This is a genomic window from Gordonibacter pamelaeae 7-10-1-b (assembly GCF_000210055.1).
GTDB classification, from domain to species: domain Bacteria; phylum Actinomycetota; class Coriobacteriia; order Coriobacteriales; family Eggerthellaceae; genus Gordonibacter; species Gordonibacter pamelaeae.
Window position 1 is genome coordinate 2,959,561 of sequence record NC_021021.1, and the last position, 7,213, is coordinate 2,966,773.

Genomic DNA, 7,213 nt, shown 5'->3' on the forward strand with positions numbered 1-7,213 from the left:
CTGGCAGCGCGGGCCGCCGCCCGCCTCCCTCCCGCCGCCTTTCGGGGGCCGATTGGTGCGCTCGGCAGATTAATATCGCGTTTTGGGCGGTTTTGTTGCGTTTCCTTACGCTTTATTGTAATAAAGTATACGGATACGCGACGGTCGACGCAGGATGCGACGTGCCGCGCGCGAGCTGAAAGCTCGAAGGAGGGCCCCGCGGAAGCGGGGTTTGAGGGAAGGAGACATACCCCTATGGAAAGCAAGAGTGCGTTCAGCAGGCGTCAGTTCATGGAGCTGCTCGGCGTGTCGGCGGCGGGCTTCGGCCTTGTCAGCATGGCAGGCTGCGGCGGTGGCGACGACGCCAAGAAGGATGAGGGCGCAGACGCTCCCGCCGGCGGCGGCGCGGCCGACACCATCACGTACAGCCTGACGGCCGACCCGCGCGCGGTCGACCCGGCGTACTTCGACGACGGCGAGTCCGCCGTGGTGTCCTGCAACATGTACGAGGGCCTGTACCAGTACGGCAAGACCGACGCGAAGGTGTCGCCCTGCCTGGCCAAGGACCTGCCCGAGATCTCCGACGACGGCCTGGTGTACACCATCAAGCTCAACGAAGGCATCAAGTTCCACGACGGCACCGACTTCAACGCCGAGGCCGTGAAGAAGTCCATCGAGCGCCAGCTCGAGCCCAACCGCAACTCCGACATGCCCTACGCGTCGTTCGTGTTCGGCGAGGAAGAGGCGGGCAACGGCGTGGAGACCGTCGAGGCCGTTGACGACTACACCGTGAAGATCACGATGCGCGCGGCTTCCGCCCCGTTCGTGAAGAACCTCGCCATGGCCCTGGCCTCCCCCATCGTGGCGCCGAGCGCCATCGAGGCGGCCACCGACGGCCAAGCCATCACCAACCCGGTGGGCACCGGCCCCTACAAGTTCGTCGACTGGACGAAGGGCGCTTCCGTGACCCTCGTGGCCAACGAGGACTACTGGGGCGAGGCTCCCAAGACGAAGAACCTCGTGTTCAAGATCATCGCCGAGGGCAACACGCGCCTGACCTCGCTCATCAACGGCGAGTGCGACATCATCTCGAGCGTCGACCCCGCGTCGGCCGACCAGATCGTCGACAACGGCTTCGAGCTGTTCTCCGAGGACGGCATGACCATCAACTACATGGCGTTCAACACCGAGACCGGCAAGTGCACGGACCAGGAGGTCCGCAAGGCCGTGGCCCAGGCCATCAACGTCGAGGAGATGGTGAAGTCCATCTACGGCGAGTACGCCACCGTGGCGAACTCGGTCATGCCCACCTGGATGGCCCCCTACGCCAAGGACGTCAAGCAGACGGCCTACGACCCCGAGGCCGCCAAGAAGACGCTGGCCGACAAGGGCATCACGTCGCTGCAGTGCATCACCTACACCACCGCCCGCCCCTACAACCAGAAGGGCGGCAGCGACCTGGCCAACATGATCCAGGGCTACCTGTCCGCCGTGGGCGTGGAGCTGAGCATCACGCAGTACGACTGGACCACCTACAAGACCAAGGTGCAGACGGACCCGTACGACATCTGCTTCTACGGCTGGACGGGCGACAACGGCGACCCGGACAACTTCATGAACCTGCTCGCCGACACGAACTGGTCCATGAACGTGGCCCACTTCCAGGACGACGAGTACAAGGCGCTCATCGCCGAGGGCCTGAAGACCCCCGATGGCGACGCGCGCGACGCCATCTACCTGCAGTGCGAGGAAATGGTTGCCGAGAAGCAGCCGTGGGTGCTCATCTCCCACTCCAAGAACCTGCTGGGCTACAGCCCGAAGGTCAAGGACTTCTACTACCATCCGACGGGAGTCGTGTTCTTCAAGGGCGTCTCGAAGGAAGCGTAAAGGCTGTTCCCCGGCGCCCGCGAGGGCGCCGGGTTTTCCCTGTGCGGCCCGCACGTCGTATTCTCGTCGCGTGCGGGCCGCACTTGCGCTACACTGTCATCCGGTCGTAAACGATCTGATGATCTGCACGCCAAGGACGGTTTGGCGTGCCCGAAGCCGGGGGCCACGGGTCTTCGGCTTCGTTCCTGTATTCGTTCGGATAACGGAGCAGGGCAGGTAAGAAAGGGGCTTTATGCTCAAGTACATCCTCAAGAGAATCCTTATGGTGATTCCCGTTTTGCTGGGTGTTACGATCATCATCTTCCTCATCACGCGCGTGTTGGCCCCGGACCCGGCTCCGGTGGTTCTGGGCGAGCACGCAACCCCCGAGGCGATGGCGACGTGGCGCGCGGACAACGGGTTGGACGATCCCATCTGGATGCAGTACGTCAACTTCATCGTGGGCGCCGTGCAAGGCGACCTCGGAACGTCCTACTACACGCACCAGCCGGTCACGGCCGAGATCGCCGCGCGCTTCCCCGCCACGGCCGAGCTCGCCATCTGCGCCATCATCGTGGCGTCGCTCCTGGGCGTGGCCCTCGGCGTCTTGGCGGCGGTCAAGAAGAACAAGCTGGCCGACAACGTGAGCATGGTGGTGGCCCTCGTGGGCGTGTCCATGCCCATCTTCTGGTCGGGCATCCTGCTCATTTTGCTGTTCGCCGGCATCCTGCACGTGCTGCCGTCGAGCGGGCGCGTGACGCCCCTGCTCCAACCCACCGGGGGGACGGGCTTCTTCATACTCGACACCATCATGCGCGGCGACTGGACGGCGCTCGGCGACGTGCTCGTCCACCTCATCCTGCCCACGGTGGCGCTGTCGCTGTACTCCATGGCCATCATCACGCGCATGACGCGCTCGAGCATGCTCGAGACGCTGAACGCGGACTATATCCGCACCGCGCGCGCCAAGGGCCTGAAGAAGGGCACCGTGAACATCAAGCACGCGTTGCGCAACGCCATGCTGCCCATCTCCACGGTCATCGGCCTGCAGTTCGGCAGCCTCTTGGGCGGCGCGCTGCTCACCGAGACGGTGTTCGCCTGGCCGGGTATCGGCAAGTTCGCCGTCGACTGCGTGCTGAAGAGCGACTTCCCCGTCGTCCAGGGCATCGTGCTTCTGGTGGCGGTCATCTTCGTGATCATGAACCTTGTCGTCGATATCGTGTACGCCTACCTTGACCCCCGCATCAAGTACGGCGCGAAGGAAGAGGGGTGATATCGATGGCGAAGAAGCAGAAGCTCGCAACCGAGCCCGCCGGCGAGATCGTCGTGAACGGCGAGCCGGCCAAGGAGAAGCGCGAGAGCATCTGGAAGGACGTGTTCGCCGGCATCGTGTCGAACAAGGCGTCGCTGGTGAGCGGGATCTTCATCCTGCTGCTCATCGTCATCGCGCTGGTCACGAAGTTCGTGCCGAGCGTGCTTCCCTACGACCCGTACGCGCAGAACCTGAGCGAGTCCTTGCTCGGGCCCTCGGCGCAGCACTGGTTCGGCACCGACATCCAGGGACGCGACATCTTCTGCCGCGTGCTCGTGGGAACGCAGATCACGCTGACCGTGGGCCTGGCCGCCGTGGCCATCTCGCTCACCGTGGGCGTGCTCCTGGGCTCCATCGCCGGCTACAAGGGCGGCAAGGCGGACACCGTCATCATGCGCATCATGGACATGATGCTGGCCATCCCCTCCATCCTGCTGGCCATCGCCATCATGGCGGCCCTCGGGCCCGGCATCGAGAAGGCGGTCGTGGCCATCGGCTTGGTGTCCATCCCCGAGTACGCGCGTATCGTGCGCTCGGAGATCCTCTCCATCAAGGAGAACGACTACGTGGCCGCGGCGCGCGTGGTGGGCGACTCCAACGCCGCCATCATCTTCCGCCACGTGCTGCCGAACGTGCTGCCGTCCATCATCGTGCGCGCGACGCTCGGCATCTCCACCGCCATCCTGGACGCGGCGGCGCTCGGCTTTTTGGGCCTGGGCGTGCAGCCTCCGGCGGCCGAGTGGGGCGACATGCTGGGACGCGGCCGCAACGAGCTGTTCCGCGCGCCGTGGCTCATGATCTTCCCCGGCATGGCCATCACGCTGACCGTGCTGGCGTTCAACCTGCTGGGCGACGGCATCCGCGACGGCCTGGACCCCAAAGCAAGGAAGAGGTGATCGCATGCTGTTATCGGTGAAGAACCTCTCCACGGAGTTCCCCGTCAAGAAGGGCATCGTCAAGGCCGTCGAGGACGTGAGCTTCGACGTGGATGCCGGCGAGATCCTGGCCATCGTGGGCGAGTCGGGTTCCGGCAAGTCCGTGACCAGCCTCTCGGTCATGGGCCTTCTGGCCGAGCCGGGCCACGTGGCCGGCGGCTCCATGGAGTTCGAGGGCAAGGACCTCGTGCACCTGTCCGAGCGCGACTACCGCGCGCTGCGCGGCAACGACATGGCCATGATCTTCCAGGAGCCCATGACGTCGCTCAACCCGGTATACCGCGTGGGCAAGCAGATCGTGGAGGCCATCCGCACGCACGAGAACGTGTCGAAGAAGGAGGCGCGCGAGCGCGCCATCGACATGCTGCGCAAGGTGGGCATCCCGAGCCCCGAGAAGCGCATCGACGACTACCCGCACCAGATGTCGGGCGGCATGCGCCAGCGCGTCATGATAGCCATGGCGCTGTCGTGCAACCCGAAGCTCCTGATCGCCGACGAGCCCACCACGGCCCTCGACGTGACCATCCAGGCGCAGATCCTGGATTTGCTGCGCCGCCTGCGCGACGACACGGGCATGGCGGTGCTCTTGATCACGCACGACCTGGGCGTGGTGTCCGAGACGGCCGACCGCGTGGTGGTCATGTACTGCGGCCAGGTGGTGGAGGAGGCCGAGGTGCGCACGCTGTTCGACCACCCGATGCATCCCTACACGCTGGGCCTCTTGAAGTCCATCCCCCGCCTGGAGGACGACGACTCGAAGCGCCTGTACATGATCAAGGGCATGGTGCCGAACCCGCTGGAGATGCCGCCGGGCTGCCACTTCTCCGACCGGTGCGACTCCTGCATGGACATCTGCCGCGAGAAGATCCCCAACCTGGTGGATATCGACGGCCACAAGGTGCGCTGCTTCTTGTACGAGAACGCGGACGGCGAGGCGAAGAGCGCGGCCGCCATCGCCGAGGGCGAGGCCGAGGCGCACGCCGATGCCGAGGCGGCGCGCAACGTGGAGACGGCCGAGGCGCTGCTGGCCGGCGAGGAGATCCGCGAGGCAGAGCTAGAGGAACTTGAGAAGAGCGAGGAGGCGGGCCGATGAGCGAGAGCAACGGAAAGGGCGCCGCTGCCGCCCAGCCGCAAGCGGGCGCGGACGGCACGTCCGCGCCGAGTCAGGATATCCTGCTGGACGTCCAGCACCTCACGAAGCGCTTCGCCGCCGAGACGAACTTCTTCGGCAAGGCCACCTCGCACGTGCAGGCCGTGGACGACGTGAGCTTCCAGATCCGCCGCGGCGAGGCGTTCGGCCTCGTGGGCGAGTCGGGCTGCGGCAAGACCACCGTGGGCAAGATGCTGGTGAACCTGCTGAAGCCCACGTCTGGCAAGATCGTCTTCGACGGGCACGACCTCACGGCCATGAAGCCCGCGGAGCGCAAGGCGTACTGCAAGGACATCCAGCTGATCTTCCAGGACCCCTACGCATCGCTCAACCCGCGCATGCGCATCGGCGACATCATCGCCGAGCCCATCCTCACCAACAACATCCTGCCGAAGGACAAGGTGGAGGACCGCGTGAACGAGCTTCTGGAGTGCGTGGGCCTGGCGAACTACATGCGCAACCGCTACCCCCACGAGTTCTCGGGCGGCCAGCGCCAGCGCGTGGGCATCGCGCGGGCACTCGCCGTGAACCCGAAGCTCATCGTGTGCGACGAGCCGGTGTCGGCGCTCGACGTGTCCATCCAGGCGCAGGTGCTGAACCTGCTGGACGAGCTCAAGGAGCAGTTCGGCCTCACGTACCTGTTCATCGCCCACGGACTGAACGTGGTGAAGCACGTGTCCGACCGCGTGGGCGTCATGTACCTTGGCAAGATGATGGAGATCGCTCCCAAGAAGTCGCTCTACGCCGACCCGCTGTCGCCCTACACGCAGGCGCTGCTGTCGGCCATCCCGTCGGTCGACCCGGCCACGAAGCGCGACCGCATCATCCTGGAAGGCGACGTGCCGAGCCCCATCGACCCGCCCCCCGGCTGCCGCTTCGCCGGCCGCTGCTTCGCGAAGGTGGAGGGCTGCGACGAGGTCATGCCGCCTCTGGTCGAGGTGAAGCCGAACCACCAGTGCGCCTGCCATCGCTACGACGAGGGCGGCCCGGGAACGGCGGTCATCGACTAGTCAACCGATAGTATGGAGGCCCTGCCGGGCCTCCTTTTTTGTGCGACAATGAGCGGAAACGCAACGCTGCCACCGAGGAAAGCGAGCCAACACCCATGGAACTCTCACCCAACGACCAGCTGCACGGGTTCACCGTGCTCACGCGCGAGGAGCTGCCCGAGATCGACGGGACGGCGTACGTGCTCTCGCACCGGAAGAGCGGCGCGCGGCTGCTCTACCTGGCGAACGACGACGCCAACAAGGCGTTTTCCATCGCGTTCAAGACGCCGCCCGCCGACGACACGGGGGTGTTCCACATCTTGGAGCACTCGGTGCTGTGCGGCTCCGACAAGTTCCCCGTCAAGGAGCCGTTCGTGGACCTGCTGAAGAGCTCCATGCAGACGTTCCTGAACGCCATGACGTTCCCCGACAAGACCCTCTACCCCGTGGCCAGCACGAACGACCAGGACCTGCTGAACCTCGCGGACGTGTACCTGGACGCGGTGCTGCACCCGGCCATCTACCATAAGCGCGCCATCTTCGAGCAGGAGGGCTGGCACTACGAGCTGGCCGCCGACGCCGAGGCCGACGAGGGCGACTCCATCGCGGGCGACGTCGTGGCGGCGACCGAGGCCGAGGACGGCCAGGCGGAGCTCGTGCTCAACGGCGTGGTGTACAACGAGATGAAGGGCGCGCTCTCCGACGCGAACTCCGTGCTCTACGACGAGCTGCAGGCGGCGCTGTTCCCCGACACGGCCTACCGCTTCGAGTCGGGCGGCACGCCGCGCGCCATCCCCGATCTGACCTACGAGCAGTTCCTGGACGAGCACGCGCGCCACTACCGGCTGGACAACAGCTACCTCACGCTGTACGGCAACGTGGACCTTGACCGGATGCTGGCGTTCCTGGACCGCGAGTACCTCTCCCCCGTGGCCGACGAGGAGGCCGCCCGCGCCGCCGCGCGCACCGAGGCCGGCAAGCC

General features: G+C 65.7%; 6 protein-coding genes. All 6 read left to right on the top strand.

What is annotated here, in order from left to right; genetic code table 11:
- The first annotated feature begins 234 nt into the window (after window positions 1–234).
- Window positions 235–1,866 (top strand): ABC transporter substrate-binding protein, encoded by a 1,632-nt coding sequence (locus GPA_RS13655; RefSeq protein WP_015540226.1) that lies wholly within the window; start codon window positions 235–237, stop codon window positions 1,864–1,866.
- A gap of 232 nt (window positions 1,867–2,098) precedes the next feature.
- Entirely contained in the window at window positions 2,099–3,118 is a 1,020-nt protein-coding gene (locus tag GPA_RS13660) for an ABC transporter permease (protein ID WP_015540227.1), read from the top strand.
- A gap of 5 nt (window positions 3,119–3,123) precedes the next feature.
- Window positions 3,124–4,053: a nickel transporter permease gene (gene nikC / locus GPA_RS13665; RefSeq protein WP_154249212.1), complete on the top strand. Its 930-nt coding sequence runs from the start codon at window positions 3,124–3,126 to the stop codon at window positions 4,051–4,053.
- A gap of 4 nt (window positions 4,054–4,057) precedes the next feature.
- The gene (locus tag GPA_RS13670; RefSeq protein ID WP_015540228.1) at window positions 4,058–5,185 is read left to right on the top strand and encodes an ABC transporter ATP-binding protein; all 1,128 of its coding nucleotides are present in this window, start codon (window positions 4,058–4,060) and stop codon (window positions 5,183–5,185) included.
- Window positions 5,182–6,252 carry an ABC transporter ATP-binding protein gene (locus GPA_RS13675; protein ID WP_015540229.1) on the top strand — a complete coding sequence of 357 codons (1,071 nt, stop codon included), beginning with the start codon at window positions 5,182–5,184 and terminating at the stop codon, window positions 6,250–6,252. The genes GPA_RS13670 and GPA_RS13675 overlap by 4 nt, the downstream gene beginning before the upstream one ends.
- A gap of 95 nt (window positions 6,253–6,347) precedes the next feature.
- Window positions 6,348–7,213, top strand: an 866-nt coding sequence (locus GPA_RS13680; protein ID WP_041239676.1) for an insulinase family protein, incomplete at its 3' end; no start/stop codon positions are given.